14 protein-coding genes are annotated in these 12,988 nt (G+C 66.4%); 3 read left to right on the forward strand and 11 right to left on the reverse strand.

What is annotated here, in order from left to right; genetic code table 11:
- Positions 1 to 4: 4 nt before the first annotated feature.
- The 3 genes from ACWKSV_RS05510 to ACWKSV_RS05520 all read right to left on the reverse strand — a co-directional run bounded on the left by ACWKSV_RS05510 (position 5) and on the right by ACWKSV_RS05520 (position 3,503).
- Positions 5 to 1,285, reverse strand: coding sequence for an NAD(P)/FAD-dependent oxidoreductase (locus ACWKSV_RS05510; RefSeq protein WP_076716440.1), 1,281 nt, complete (start codon positions 1,283 to 1,285; stop codon positions 5 to 7).
- Positions 1,286 to 1,301: 16 nt separating this feature from the next.
- Positions 1,302 to 2,306 carry a zinc-dependent alcohol dehydrogenase family protein gene (locus ACWKSV_RS05515; protein ID WP_076716442.1) on the reverse strand — a complete coding sequence of 335 codons (1,005 nt, stop codon included), beginning with the start codon at positions 2,304 to 2,306 and terminating at the stop codon, positions 1,302 to 1,304.
- Positions 2,307 to 2,369: 63 nt separating this feature from the next.
- On the reverse strand, positions 2,370 to 3,503 hold the full coding sequence (locus ACWKSV_RS05520) for a chymotrypsin family serine protease (RefSeq protein WP_237243366.1): 1,134 nt from the start codon (positions 3,501 to 3,503) through the stop codon (positions 2,370 to 2,372).
- A 180-nt stretch (positions 3,504 to 3,683) separates the two neighbouring features.
- Here ACWKSV_RS05520 and ACWKSV_RS05525 point away from each other — a divergent pair, with 180 nt between their 5' ends.
- Positions 3,684 to 3,908 carry a hypothetical protein gene (locus ACWKSV_RS05525; protein ID WP_076716443.1) on the forward strand — a complete coding sequence of 75 codons (225 nt, stop codon included), beginning with the start codon at positions 3,684 to 3,686 and terminating at the stop codon, positions 3,906 to 3,908.
- A gap of 122 nt (positions 3,909 to 4,030) precedes the next feature.
- Here the strand turns inward: ACWKSV_RS05525 and ACWKSV_RS05530 are convergent, their stop codons facing one another.
- The 3 genes from ACWKSV_RS05530 to ACWKSV_RS05540 all read right to left on the reverse strand — a co-directional run bounded on the left by ACWKSV_RS05530 (position 4,031) and on the right by ACWKSV_RS05540 (position 5,948).
- Complete coding sequence (locus ACWKSV_RS05530) at positions 4,031 to 4,648, reverse strand: alpha/beta hydrolase (RefSeq protein WP_191864501.1); 618 nt, start codon at positions 4,646 to 4,648, stop codon at positions 4,031 to 4,033.
- A gap of 72 nt (positions 4,649 to 4,720) precedes the next feature.
- Positions 4,721 to 5,140 carry a hypothetical protein gene (locus ACWKSV_RS05535; RefSeq protein WP_056437302.1) on the reverse strand — a complete coding sequence of 140 codons (420 nt, stop codon included), beginning with the start codon at positions 5,138 to 5,140 and terminating at the stop codon, positions 4,721 to 4,723.
- A gap of 199 nt (positions 5,141 to 5,339) precedes the next feature.
- Positions 5,340 to 5,948 carry a TetR/AcrR family transcriptional regulator gene (locus ACWKSV_RS05540; RefSeq protein ID WP_076716447.1) on the reverse strand — a complete coding sequence of 203 codons (609 nt, stop codon included), beginning with the start codon at positions 5,946 to 5,948 and terminating at the stop codon, positions 5,340 to 5,342.
- Positions 5,949 to 6,081: 133 nt separating this feature from the next.
- On the opposite strand from ACWKSV_RS05540, the gene ACWKSV_RS05545 reads away from it, so the two are divergent.
- A complete protein-coding gene (locus tag ACWKSV_RS05545; RefSeq protein ID WP_156884288.1) occupies positions 6,082 to 6,336 on the forward strand; it encodes a hypothetical protein in 255 nt (84 codons plus the stop codon).
- Positions 6,333 to 7,073 carry an MHYT domain-containing protein gene (locus ACWKSV_RS05550; protein WP_191864500.1) on the forward strand — a complete coding sequence of 247 codons (741 nt, stop codon included), beginning with the start codon at positions 6,333 to 6,335 and terminating at the stop codon, positions 7,071 to 7,073. The genes ACWKSV_RS05545 and ACWKSV_RS05550 overlap by 4 nt, the downstream gene beginning before the upstream one ends.
- On the opposite strand, the gene ACWKSV_RS05555 is transcribed toward ACWKSV_RS05550, so the two are convergent.
- From ACWKSV_RS05555 to ACWKSV_RS05575, 5 genes are all read right to left on the reverse strand, one after another.
- Positions 7,046 to 8,449, reverse strand: coding sequence for an amino acid permease (locus tag ACWKSV_RS05555; protein WP_156884289.1), 1,404 nt, complete (start codon positions 8,447 to 8,449; stop codon positions 7,046 to 7,048). The genes ACWKSV_RS05550 and ACWKSV_RS05555 overlap by 28 nt on opposite strands.
- A gap of 37 nt (positions 8,450 to 8,486) precedes the next feature.
- Positions 8,487 to 9,197 carry a GntR family transcriptional regulator gene (locus ACWKSV_RS05560; protein ID WP_082442291.1) on the reverse strand — a complete coding sequence of 237 codons (711 nt, stop codon included), beginning with the start codon at positions 9,195 to 9,197 and terminating at the stop codon, positions 8,487 to 8,489.
- A complete protein-coding gene (locus ACWKSV_RS05565; RefSeq protein WP_056437316.1) occupies positions 9,197 to 10,111 on the reverse strand; it encodes a dihydrodipicolinate synthase family protein in 915 nt (304 codons plus the stop codon). The genes ACWKSV_RS05560 and ACWKSV_RS05565 overlap by 1 nt, the downstream gene beginning before the upstream one ends.
- Positions 10,112 to 10,180: 69 nt before the next feature.
- Positions 10,181 to 11,974: a DUF885 domain-containing protein gene (locus ACWKSV_RS05570; RefSeq protein ID WP_483666908.1), complete on the reverse strand. Its 1,794-nt coding sequence runs from the start codon at positions 11,972 to 11,974 to the stop codon at positions 10,181 to 10,183.
- Positions 11,975 to 11,985: 11 nt separating this feature from the next.
- Positions 11,986 to 12,981, reverse strand: coding sequence for an Ldh family oxidoreductase (locus tag ACWKSV_RS05575; RefSeq protein ID WP_191864533.1), 996 nt, complete (start codon positions 12,979 to 12,981; stop codon positions 11,986 to 11,988).
- Between the last annotated feature and the right edge of the window lie 7 nt (positions 12,982 to 12,988).

Here is a 12,988-nt window from a genome sequence, read left to right on the forward strand (position 1 = left end):
CCCGTCAGCCGGGCGGGCGGCCAATAGGCGTGGTGATGATCCGGGCACCACGCCGATAGGTCAGATAACGCCACAGCCATTGCAGGCTGACGCGGATACGCTGCGCGAAATTGACCAGCAGCACGACATGGACGATCGCCCAGAGCATCCAGGCCGGATAGCCCTTCATCCGGAACCGGCCGAAATCGAAGATCGCGGCGTGACGCCCGATGATCGCCGCATTGCCGCGATTGTGGAAGCGGAAGGGCTTGGGCGCTGCGCCGCCCGTCAGTTGCGCCCGTAACGCCTTGCCCATATACTCGCCCTGTTGCTGCGCGACCTGGGCCAGGCCGGGCAAGGGCTTGCCGTCTTCGTCCAGGCAGGCGGCGACATCGCCCAGCGAATAGACATTCTCCAGCCCCTCGACGCTCAAATCCGGCCGCACCGCCACGCGTCCGCCCGGTCCCGGCGCTATGCCGAGCAGCTTGGCGGCCCCCGTCGGTGCCACGCCTGCGCCCCAAAGGACGGTACGAGCCGGGATGAATTGTCCGCCGGCGGTCAGCCCCTCGGCCGTGATAGCTTCGACCGGCATGTCGGTCATCACTTGAACCCCCAGCCGCGCCAGCGCCCGTTCGGCATAGGTGGCAAGCGAGTCCGGGAAAGCCGCCAATATCCTCGGCCCGCCCTCGATCAATATGATCTTCGCCGTCTCCGGCCGGATCCGGCGAAAATCGGAGGTCAAAGCATAGCGCGCCAGCTCGGCGACCGACCCGGCCAGTTCCACGCCGGTCGGCCCGCCGCCGACGATGACGAAGGTCATCAGCGCCTCGCGATCCGCAGCCCCGTCGCGTTCCGCTTCCTCGAACGCGCCCAGCACGCGCGAGCGGATGACCCGCGCTTCCTCGATCGACTTGCAGGCGGGGGCATGGCGGCGCCATTCGTCATGGCCGAAATAGCTGCTGGTCGATCCCGTCGCGACGACCAGCCGGTCATATTGCAACGTCTCGCCCGTGGCCAAGGCCACGTGCCGGGCGTCGGTATCGACCTGCGTCACCTCGCCCAGCACGACCCGGATATTGGGGTAGCGGCCCAGGACATGGCGGATCGGCTCGGCGACATCGGCGGGCGACAGGGCGGCGGTCGCCACCTGATAGAGCAGCGGCACGAACAGGTGATAGTTGTTGCGGTCGACCACCGTAACCCGCACCGGCGCACGCGCCAGTCGCTGCGCCACCGCAAGCCCGCCGAATCCCGCGCCGACGATCACCACATGCGGCCAATTGGGATCGACGCCTGCTCTCGTCATGTCCTGTCCCCCGTCATCAGAAGGTCACGGCGATCTTGCCGAAATGGTCGCCGCTTTCCTGATAGCGAAATGCATCGGCCAATTCATCCAAGGCGAAGGTTCGATCGACCACGGGGCGGAACGCTGCATCGTCCAGCGCGCGGACGAATTCCGTCTGCATCCGGCGGCTGCCGACGATGAGGCCCTGCAACCGCGCCTGCTTGCTCATCAGGGTGGCGGTCGGCACGTCCCCTGCAAAGCCGGTCAGCACCCCGATCAACCCGATATGCCCGCCGATCCGAACCGCGTCGATCGACTGGGCCAGCGTACCCGGTCCGCCGACCTCGATCACATGGTCGACACCCTCACCCGCCCAGTCATGGACGAGCTTCCCCCATTCGGGATGGGTGCGATAATTGATCGTATGCGCGGCCCCCAGCGAGCGGGCCCGTTCCAGCTTTGCGTCGGAGGACGAGGTGACGACCACATGAGCACCCATCATCCGCGCGATCTGAAGCGCCCAGATCGACACGCCGCCGGTCCCCAGCACCAGCACGCGGTCCCCCGGCTTCAACCCGCCATCGACGACCAAACTCCGCCATGCGGTCAGTCCGGCCGTGGTGATGGTCGCTGCCTCGGTATGGCTGTAGCCCGTCGGCGCGCGGGTAAAGGCTGTTGCGGGGGCGACCACCAGTTCGCACGCATAGCCGTCGATCCCGTCGCCCGGCACGCGCGAGAAGTCGCCGATCCGGGGCGGCCCTTCCTGCCAGTCGGGAAAGAAGCAGGAGACGACCGCATCGCCCGCCACGAAGTCCTGGACGCCCTCGCCCGCCGCCTCGACGATGCCCGCGCCATCGGCCATCGGGATACGCCCGTCCTGGGTCGGCATGCGGCCCGCCACGACACCATAGTCATGATAATTCAGTGACGTCGCGTGCAGCCGCACCCGGATCATACCCGGTCCCGGCGCACCGGGATCGGGGCGGTCGACCAGTCGCAGACGGTCCAGCCCGCCAGGTGCATCGAGGATCATCGCCTTCATGCCGTCGCCTTCATCGCTGTCTGTCGATGAAAAACCAACGCTGCTGCAGTGCGATGCGATCCCTCAGCCGGTCGCCAGAGACCACCCGTCGGGCAGGAAATCGACTGACATATAATAGTAAAAGGCACAGCTGCCGTCGCCGCCGCGATAGCTGCCGCCCTTGACGATGCCGTAAGCCATGCCGCCGAGGAAGACCGGCCCGCCACTGTCCCCGCTACGACAGGTCGGCCCCCGCACCGCGACCCAGGTCGGGGTACAGCCGCCGCCGCACAAATCCCCGGCGGGGGCGAAGTCGGGTATCCATACCTCGGCGCAGCTATAGCCCGTCCGTTCGCCGCGATGGCAGACGATGTCGCCCGCGCGGGTCCGGTTGCGGCTCCTCTGCCCCGTGACGCGGCGGCTGATCGTCTTGGCCGTGTCGCTCCAGAAGGCGGGCGACAACGACACCGGGCTGCCATTCACCTGTACATCCTGATAGCCCCATCCCCATTGCCCCAGAAAGGGCAGCGGATGCTCGCGCCGTTCGGCATCGGTCCAGACCAGATTGTCGGGACAATGGGCGGCCGTCACGACCGCGCTGTCGCTCCCGCGCCGGACGACGAACCCGCTGGTGCAGGCATAGCGGCGACCATTGCCGGGATCGATACCGGTCAGCCGCGCACCACCTTGAACGTCGGCCAGGTCGCTGTCGGGCGCATCCAGCGTCGCGATCCGCACCGGCACCCCTGCGATCCGGGCGATCCGATCCCGCAGGGCATCGCCCGGCTCTGCCTCGGCATCCGCGCGGGCCACCATCACGACCAGCGCCCCGATCCGGGGATCGACACCGATGCCCGGCGGCTGGGTCAGGCTGGCGCGGATTTCAGTCTGGTGAAGCGCGAGCGCGACGACCAATTGGCGGTGTGTGGCATAGGCGCCGGTCCGGAAGCGAACGAGCACCGGACTTCCCGCCACCTGCACGACCCGGTCCGCGACGGGCGCATCGCCGGTCAGCAATATGTCGATATGGAAAGGCGCATGGCCAACCGACAGTCCCGCGAGGCGGTCGGCGAACTCCGCCTTGAGCGAGTCGGTCAGCGGCACCGACGCCTCCTGCACCGCCAGTTCGTGCGCGGCCGCCATCGGCGTCTGCCCGGACAGGCTGGCATATTCCGCCGCATCCAGAGCAAGGGCGGCATTCCCGTCGAGCCGCGCCACGGCCTGTGCCCATGCGCCGCCCGGAATCGTGACAAGCAGGGCCGCCGCCAATCGCGGGAAAGCCCATCTATCCCGCCGACAAGATTTGCGCTGGTTATATCCCATCGATTTAGTATGTATTACCTATGAGGAGCCGATAAGCGGCGATACACGGCATAAACGACCAAGGGGACCGAATTGATGTTGCGACGCCATGCCCTTCCGCTGCTTCTGATCGCATGCGCGGTCCCGCTCGCCGCGTGCTCCAAATCGGAGCCTGCCAACAGCACCGCCCTCGACAATGGCGGCGTGGCCAATGACGAGCTTCTGGCCAATGATGAAGGGCCCGTCGACGGCAATGCGACGTTCGGCAACGACGTACTGCTCGACAATGAAGCGGCGCCGGGCGGCGCGAACGCGAGCTAAAATTTCCTTCGGTGGCATGGGGCCCCTACCGGGCTTCGTCACCGCTCCTGCCTCGCCAAAGGAAGCTCCCTGTGGCGATCGACTGGTCCGGCGGTTACGCAAACCGCCGGACCGTTTTTATGTCAGCGTTCGGGAATGCCCAACGTGCGCAAGACACGCATATCCTGTTCGACCACCCCGGCCGAGAAACGCTCGATCAGCCGCTGAGCCTGACGCCACATGCCGGTCGGCGCAGGCGTGGCGCGCGGCGGGGCCAGCAGGCGACCGCCGCAGATGCTGGCCAGCGCCGGGCCGTGATTGGCACCGTCGACGACCAAGGAGGGAAAGGGCAAGGCCGCCTCGGGCGAGGCGAAGAGCTGGCCGCCCTGCCGGTCCAGCGAATCGGCGGCGGGCGGCTGGAAGAACAGCGCCCCCGCGACCTTGGACACGTAATGGCTGGGCGACAGTCGCGCCCACCAGATGCTGGCCAAGCAAGCCGCGCCCTCGGCCACCAGCAGCACCGCCTTGTCGGCATGCGCCACCGCATGGTCAAGCCGAGTCGCCCAGATATCGCGGGATTCCCGCGATCCGTCGTCAAAGGGGAGTTGCAGATCGCCCTGCCGGGGCCAGGCGAACAGGCTTTCCCATGGCATGGCGCGCTCGCCGCCGGGTTTGCCCATGTCAGGCCCCACCACCGGCAGGGTTATGATCGAGAAGGGGTCGCTCAGACGCAGTTCGGCCGCCATGGTCTTCTCCGTCACTGATCCCCACAAGGTACGTCAGTTTCGGGGAAGGGCAAGGGGTGACGGACGCACCCCCGCCTCACCTCATCTTTACTCGGCCGCCATGGGCCGGGCCAGCCGACGCGAATCGCTGAGCGCGGTCGCGATGCTGTCGACCATCAGCTCATACTGGTCCGGCGTATAGCCGGCGGCCAGGAAGGCACGAACCTCGTGCGAGGGCACGCTATAGCCATGATGCCAGCTCAACACCGCCATCCGGCGCAGTGCCTCCAGCGAGGGATCGGCCAAGCGCGGGTTGCGGGTTTCGCCGAAGATGCTGCCGATCGCGCGGATCAGCTTGGTCGGCTCGCGCAGGCTGGACAGGCGGTCGCGGCGGGCGAGTGCAACGACCTGCCATTCGAGGGCCGACAGACGGGCATCCGGACGGATGGCCGCCGCGCCCTGCTGTGCGATGGCGGCATCGACGGCGATCCGTGCGGCACCGATTTCCTGGAAAGCGACATAGGCCATGATGCAAACCCCTTTTTGCGCGGGACATCCTGCCCCGGCCAGCATCACGCTCGCTCGAGGAAGCGGCACCGGGCCGCCTTGCCTGCTGTCTCGCCATTTCAACTACGAAGGTGAGGATCACCTTCCATACCGGCTGGTATATTAATCCGCCGTACAGGCGTCAACGACTTTCATACCAACCGGTATTAAAAATTTCGTCTTAGCGCGAAGGCCACAGCGCCAATGCCGCATCGACCATCGATTGCAGCTGCTCCGAAGAGACACCGCACCCGGCCTGGACGCCCATGCCCTGCAACACAGCGAAGATCAGATTGGCCAGTCCCGCCGGATCGACACCGGCAGGCATATCGCCCTCGTCCACCGCGCGCTGGAAACGTCCGACGATCGCCGCCTGCGACGAAGCCCGCCGCGCCACCACTTCCGCCTTGATCGACTCGGCTTCCGATCCGCAGGCGACCGAGTGGATCACGCCCAGGCAACCCTTCGGCTCCCATTGGCTGGTCATGGCCTTCAGCGCACCGCGCAGCAGATGTTCGGCGACACCACGTGCCGTGGGCTGATCCAGCGCTTCACGAATATAGGCGAGCTTCTCCGCCTCGTAGAGGTCGAGCGCTTTGTGGAACAGCGCCTCCTTGTTGCCGAACGCGGCATAAAGGCTGGGCTTGGTGATGCCCATCGCCTCGGTCAGGTCGGCCATCGACGCGCCCTCATAGCCCTTGCTCCAGAATACACGGAGCGCTGAGGCCAGGGCTTGGTCGGTGCAGAATTCACGCGGGCGGCCCTTACACGCGGGCAGAGCATTTTCCATAACGTTCGGTATAGAATTTCGGAGGCGGTTTGGAAAGCCCTTACCACACGAAAGAGCAATGGTCCGCTTTCGGACCTATATTAAGTTTTTGCAATGGCCTTCGGACCGAAGTGTCGCCGGGGGAATGGCGCATATGATGCTCGAAATCATGGGGTGCATTATTGAGGAGCATGATTCCTGGCTGATGCTGCCCGCTCTGGGCGTGTGCGTGCTGGGACTGATTGCTTTGTTCCTGCTGCACGACCGGGCCGAGGAGTGCGTCGAGGTCCGCCGACGCAATTGGGTGGAGCTGGCCGCGATCACGGGCGGCGTCAGCATCTGGTGCACGCATTTCCTGTCGATGCTTGCCTATCGGGCCCTCTGCCGCTGGGCTTCGATCTTCCCTTGACGCTGACGTCGATCGCGGCGCCCTGCCTGACCATCTGGATCGCGCTTGGCCATATCCGGCAAAGGCGTGACCTGGCCGGCTGTCTGGCCGTTGGCGGGCTAACCATGATCGGGATTGGTGCCATGCATCTGATCGGCATGGCGGCGCTGATCGTCCCGGCGCAGATTCGCTATGACCCCTGGGGGCTGGCGGCGGCATTTCTCGGTGCCACGCTGCTGCTGGCGGGTGCATTCCATATCTATGTGTGGATGCCTGGACGGGGCCGTACCGCCTTGTCCGTCGGCTTCGCGGCCCTGGGGATCGTCGTCCTGCATTTCGGCGGGATGACGGCCACGACGCTGGTGCCCGGTGGCGTGGTCGTGGATCCGGGCCTTCATCCGCTACAGCCACTCAATCTAGCGCGCGTGGTGTGCCTGGTGACGGCGACCATTGTGGTTGCCCTTGTCGCGGCGGCACTGCTGGACCGGCTTCTCACCGACCTGCGCGGCCTAACCCAGGCGACCCACAAGGGGATCGCGTCGGGCGTCGCCACCTATGCCGCCGCGCGCTCGATCGTCGGGGCGATCGTCGGGCTGGGGCAGAGCCTGAACCTGCCCGTCGTCGCCGAGGGGGGCGAGACGGCCGAACAGCATCGCATGGTGCTGGAGGAAGGATGCCCCCAGGCCCAGGGTTATCTGTTCGGCCGTCCCGCCCAACCTCTGGTCGGGGCTCAGCCCTTGGCCAGGACGCTGCGCTGACGCCCATAGGCGAAGTAGAAGGCCAGACCCGCCAGGTTCCAGATGATGAAGCGCACGATCGTCGCGCTCGGCAGGCTGAACAGCAGGTAGATGCAGCCCAGAATGGCGAGCGTGCCGACCAGATAGGGCTGCGGGCAACGGAACAGCCGCTTGGCCTCCGGTGCCCGGCGCCGCAAGACCATCAGACAGGCCCCGACCGCGATAAAGGCGAGCAGCGTGCCCGCATTGGCCAGCTCGGCAATCTCGTCGAGGCGGAAGATACCGGCAACGATGGCGATCGACACGCCCGTCACCAGCGTGATGCGGGTCGGCGCGCCGCTGCGCTTGCTGACCACCGCCAGTGCCTGTGGCAACAGGCCGTCACGCGCCATGGTGAAGAAGATGCGGCTCTGGCCGTACATCATCACCAGGATGACCGAGGGCAGCGCGATGACGGCGGCCAGGGCGATCAGGTGCGCCGCCGTAGGCTGGCCGAGCGAACGCAGGACGAGCGCCAGCGGCTCGGGCGAATTGGCGAGTTGCAGGAAGGGCAGAGCGCCCACCGCCGTCACCGCCACCGCCATATAGATCAGCGTACACACCAGCATCGACCCGACGATGCCGATGGTCAGGTCGCGGCCGGGGTTCTTCGCCTCCTCGGCCGAGGTCGCCACCGCGTCGAAGCCGTAAAAGGCGAAGAACACGATCGCTGCGGCCGCCATTACGCCGCGCTTGGCCCCGTCCACTTCGGTCGCGCCAAAGCCGTACGGCATGAAGGGATGGAGATTGGCGTTGTTGAACGCCGGAAGGGCAAAGGCGACGAAGACGCCCAGCGCGACGAGCTTCACGACGACGAGAATGATGTTCAGCGTCGCGCTCTCCCGCGTACCCGCCACCAGCATGCCCATCACCGACAGCGCGACCAGCACGGCCGGCAGGTTGATGATACCACCGCCATGCGGGCCCGACAGCAACTCGGGCGGCAGATGCACCCCCGCCGCCTGGATCCAGCCGACCAGATAACCCGACCAGCCGACTGCCACGGTCGAGCAGGCCAGCGAATATTCGAGGATGAGGCTCCACCCGACGACCCATGCGAGGGTTTCACCGAGCGCGGTATAGCTGAAGGTATAGGCGCTGCCCGCCGCCGGGATCAGCGTGGCCAGCTCGGCATAGGCGAGCGCGGCGCAGGCGCAGACCGCACCTGCAATGGCGAAGGCCAGGATGACGGCGGGTCCCGCCCGCTCCGCCCCGACGCCGGTCAGCGTGTAGATGCCGGTGCCGACGATCGCGCCGACCCCCAATGCGATCAGGTGCGGCCAGCTCAGCGTCTTGGCCAGCGCCTGCCCCTCCGCATGCTGGGTCACGCTGCCCAGCGATTTCCTCGGTCCGAACATCGTCGAAAAATCCCCCCGCCCCATGGGCTTGTCATTGTCACTCGACGGGCGCGAACCCGCCTTTCAGGTCCATCAGGGTGGACCGGATATGCGTATCAAGCAATGCTTTAACCCGGTCGGTGTCGCGCGCAAGAAAGGCATCGAGCTGTTCGCGATGCTCCAGATGCGCCCGCGCATCGCGTCCGGCGGGCTGCAGATGCGCGACGACATAGCGTTCCGCGAGCAGCGCGAGTTGACGGATCAGCTGGATGGTCAGGGGCTGCCGCGTCGGGCGGACCATGGCCATGTGAAAGCGACGATTGCAGATGGCGACCCGCGCCAGATCGCTGGCCGCCGCCTGGTCGAGCGCCTCGAATGCCGCGATCAGGGCGGCGCGGTCATCGGCATCGGCGACGAACGCAGCGCGCGCGGCGGCCGCCGGTTCCAGCTTGAGACGCAGGCCGTAAATATCCTCCGCCTGCGCGGCGGACAGCGCACTGATCATATAGCCGCGATTGGCGACGCCGTGGAGCAGCCCCTCCTGCTCCAGCCGGGCCATCGCCTCGCGCAGCGGTATCTTGCTGACGCCCAGTTCGGCAGCCAGCGCATCCTGGCGGATCGTTCGATCGGCGGGGATGGCCCCCGCGATGATCCGTTCGCGTATGATCGCGAAAATGCGATCCGCCAGGGTCTGCACGACGATGACGCCCTCGCCCCGATGACGCCCGTCATCCAAGGCGACGTCCGGTAGCGAGAGCGCCGTCGCCATCAGGCGGCCTTGGCCTGGCCCAGGTCCGGGCGGGTCGCGGCGGCCTTTTCGACCATCGCGATCACCTCGGCGCGGCGCTCGCCTTCCAGGACATAGCGCGGCGGCAGGACGCGCTCCGAACCACGACCCATGACCTGCTCGGCCAGCTTGATCGACTGGACTAGGTCATGCTCGGCATCGAGGTGGAGGAGCGGCATGAACCAGCGATAGATTTCCATCGCCTTGGCATGATCGCCACGGTCGAACGCCGCGACCAGTTCGACCGACTCCTTGGGGAAGGCGTTGGTCAGGCCCGAAACCCAGCCCTGCGCGCCCAGATACAGCCCTTCGAGCGCCACGTCGTCCAGACCGGCGAACAGGGTGTAGCGATCGCCGAACGCGTTGCGGAAATCGGTGAAGCGGCGCGTGTCGGGGGCCGATTCCTTGACCGCGACGATGTTCTTCACATCGACCAGCGCTTCGAGCACCGACTGGTCGATGACCGTGCGGTACGCGGGCGGGTTGTTGTACAGCATGATCGGCAGGCCGGTCTGGTCGGCCACGCCCTTGAAGTGGTTCACCAGCTCATGCGCCTTGGGCACATAGACCATCGGCGGCAGCAGCATCAGGCCATCGGCCCCGGCCTTTTCGGCCGCCTGCGCGTAACGCACCGCACGGCGCGTGTCATATTCCGAGCAGCCGGTGATCACGGGCACGCGGCCCGCTACCGCCTCGACGATGGCGGTCAGGACCGTGACCTTCTCGTCATAGTCGAGCGAGTTGTTCTCGCCGACCGTGCCGAGCGCAATCACGCCGGTCACGCCGTCATTGACCAGATCGTCGACGACGCGCTGCGTGTCGGCGAGATCGATCGACATATCCTCGCGGATCTGGGTCGTCACTGCGGGGAATACGCCGCGCCAGCCGATGCTCACTATCTGTTTTCCTGCCATTGTTTTAGATATCGTATACTGTTTAGCGCGTCACATCCGCGTGGTCAATCGTCATTCCTCATCTGGATACGGTCCCTTGCCCCCTTCGGCGATGAAGCGATCGGTCCGCTGGTCGATGACCGGCAACGGAACATAGCCCAGTTGCAGCATCGCGTCGTGCCAGGCGCGGATATTGAACTTCGGCCCCAGTGCCTTTTCGGCCTTGGCCCGTGCCCGCTGGAAGGCAAGCTGCCCCATATAATAGGACAGGGCCTGACCCGGCCATGTGATATAGCGATCGACCTCGGTCTCGATCTCGTGGTTGGACAGGGCCGTGTTATCACGCAGATAGGCCTGCGCCTTTTCGCGGCTCCAGCCCATGGCGTGGACGCCCGTGTCGACGACCAGCCGCGCGGCACGCCACGCCTGATAGGACAGCATCCCGAAGCGGTCGTAGGGATTCTTGTAGAACCCCATTTCCTCGCCCAGCGCCTCGCAATAGAGCGCCCAGCCTTCGCCATAGGCCGACAGATAATTGTCGCGGCGGAAGGCAGGCAAATTCTTGTTCTCGGCGGCCAGCGGCATCTGGAAGGCATGACCCGGCGCGCTTTCGTGCAGGGTCAGCGCGGGCAGCGCGTAGAGCGGGCGCGAGGGCAGGTCATAGGTGTTGACCAGATAGATGCCCGGCCCGCCACGCCCGGAGGTGTAGAAGGGCGCCTGATCCGCAGGCACGGGTTTGATCGCAAAGCGGCTGCGCGGCAAATGACCGATCCATTGGGCCGCGACTCCATCAAAGCCCTTCGCGATCCAGGCGGCCTTGTCGAGAAGCTCCTGCGGCGTCTTCGCATAGAAGCGCGGGTCGGTGCGCAGGAAGGTCAGGAACGCAGGCAGGTCGCCCTGGAACTTCACCTCCTTCATCACGCCGTCCATCCGCGCGCGGATCCGCTGCATCTCGGACAGGCCGACCGCATGGACCTGTTCGGGCGTCATGTCGGCGGTCACATATTCGCGGATCTTGGACCGGTAATAGGCCTGCCCATCGGGCAGGTCATAGGCCGCCGTGCTGGCCTGGGCATGGGGGATATAGTCCTCGCGCAGGAAGGTCAGCAGCCGCCTATGCGTGGGCAGCACGTCGTCCCGGATCGCGACCAAGGCGTCGGCCCGCAGCGCCGCGACGGTCGCGGGCGCCATGCTGGCGGGCATGGTCCTGAACGGCTCGAAAAAGGGCTGGGCATCGCCGGTTCCGGCATCGACCACCTGCGCAACGCCGATCTCGCGCCCCTTCAACGTGACACGCGGCACGGTGAAGCCGCGCGCGAGACCGGCCCGCATGTTCGCGATCTGCTGGTCGTAATAGCGCGGCATCTGGCGGAGCATCGCGATATAGTCGCGATACTGGCTTTCCTTGGTAAAGCTGCCCCGTGCCCAACTGGCCAGATTACCCCAGAAGCTGGTGTCCGAATTGAGCGGCTTTTCATATTCGCGGAACCGCTGCGCCGCGAGCAGCGCGTCGATCTGGCCACGATAGACCATATAGTCGGTGCGCACATCGGGGGAGAGCCTGGCCGGATCGACCGCATCCAGGGCCTTGGCGGTCGCTTCCCACCGCGCCAGCCGCGCGGCCTGGGCGGCGGGGCCGACATCGGGCAATTGCCGCGAGCCCGCGCTGCCGCTGTCGTCGTCGGCGGCACTCTGGCTGATCCGCCACTGATATTCGGCATCCGACAGCGCGCGGAACCGCGCGTCCGGCGTAGCGGCCGCCTTGCTTGCGACCTGGGGGCGGCCCTTGGCCTGTGCGGCACCCAGCGGCATCGCCGTCAGAGCGACCCCCGCTAGAAGCCATCCGATCCGGTTCGTCATGCTCATAACCCCCTTGCTCAACCCTTCAGCGCCGTCACGTCGCGGTAGAGATCGGCCGAAATCTCGACCCCCTCGACCAGCGACACCTGACGCGCGCTATAGCGGCGGGCGGAGGGCAGCCGCGCCCCCTGCCCCGTGATCGCGGCGAACATCGCCTCGGCCCGATCCTGATTTTCTGGAAGAAGATCGCCCAGGAAGCCTTTGGGATCGATGGCAATAATCAACTCGCCACCCAGCGGAGAGCCGCCGCGCCCGCCATCCCATTCGATCGACTCGCGGCTGGTCATATCGCCGATCAGCGGCCCGGCGAGCAGTTCGACCATCGCCGCCAGCGCCGATCCCTTATGCCCGCCAAAGGTGCGCATCGCGCCCGACAGGATCGCGGCCGGGTCGGTGGTCGGCCTGCCATCGGCATCGACGCCCCAATCGTTGGGCACGCTCTTGCCCGCCCGGCGATGGAGTTCGATCTCGCCGCGCGCGACCATGGAGGTGGCGAAGTCGAACACGAAAGGCGGCCCGTCCGGGCGCGGCCAGCCGAAGGCGATGGGATTGGTGCCGAACACCGGCTCCGCCCCGCCCGACGGCGCGACCCAGGCATGGCTGGGCGTGAAGGCCAGCGCGACGAGCCCGGCCTCGGCCAGTTCCTCGACCTCGGGCCAGAGCGCGGCAAAATGCACGACATTGTTGAGCGCCAGCGCGGCGATGCCGTTGGCCTTCGCCTTTTCGATCAGCGCGGGTTTGCCGGTCTGGAAGGCCAGTTGCGCAAAGCCGCCGCCGCCGTCGACGCGGACCAGCGCGCGGGCAGGATGGGACAGGACCGGCTCGGCATCGGGGACGACCACGCCCTTTTGAATGCTGGAGACGGCGACCAGCAGGCGGTAGATACCGTGCGAGGTGCATCCATCGCGCTCGCCCGCCACCATCGTCTCGGCCACCGCTTCGGCATGGGCGGGGGCCAGCCCCGCGCCCAGCAGCTTGGCCCGCGCCAGCGTGCGCAATTCGTCCAGGGTCATCCGCACG

The organism is Sphingomonas sp. SphC10, from assembly GCF_057004845.1.

Bases quoted from the DNA above. Each gene is read 5' to 3' on its own strand.
- ACWKSV_RS05510 (WP_076716440.1), bottom strand. From the start codon at position 1,285: ATGACGAGAGCAGGCGTCGATCCCAATTGGCCGCATGTGGTGATCGTC.
- ACWKSV_RS05515 (WP_076716442.1), bottom strand. From the start codon at position 2,306: ATGAAGGCGATGATCCTCGATGCACCTGGCGGGCTGGACCGTCTGCGA.
- ACWKSV_RS05525 (WP_076716443.1), top strand. From the start codon at position 3,684: ATGTTGCGACGCCATGCCCTTCCGCTGCTTCTGATCGCATGCGCGGTC.
- ACWKSV_RS05535 (WP_056437302.1), bottom strand. From the start codon at position 5,140: ATGGCCTATGTCGCTTTCCAGGAAATCGGTGCCGCACGGATCGCCGTC.
- ACWKSV_RS05540 (WP_076716447.1), bottom strand. From the start codon at position 5,948: ATGGAAAATGCTCTGCCCGCGTGTAAGGGCCGCCCGCGTGAATTCTGC.
- ACWKSV_RS05545 (WP_156884288.1), top strand. From the start codon at position 6,082: ATGATGCTCGAAATCATGGGGTGCATTATTGAGGAGCATGATTCCTGG.
- ACWKSV_RS05555 (WP_156884289.1), bottom strand. From the start codon at position 8,449: ATGTTCGGACCGAGGAAATCGCTGGGCAGCGTGACCCAGCATGCGGAG.
- ACWKSV_RS05560 (WP_082442291.1), bottom strand. From the start codon at position 9,197: ATGGCGACGGCGCTCTCGCTACCGGACGTCGCCTTGGATGACGGGCGT.
- ACWKSV_RS05570 (WP_483666908.1), bottom strand. From the start codon at position 11,974: ATGAGCATGACGAACCGGATCGGATGGCTTCTAGCGGGGGTCGCTCTG.
- ACWKSV_RS05575 (WP_191864533.1), bottom strand. From the start codon at position 12,981: ATGACCCTGGACGAATTGCGCACGCTGGCGCGGGCCAAGCTGCTGGGC.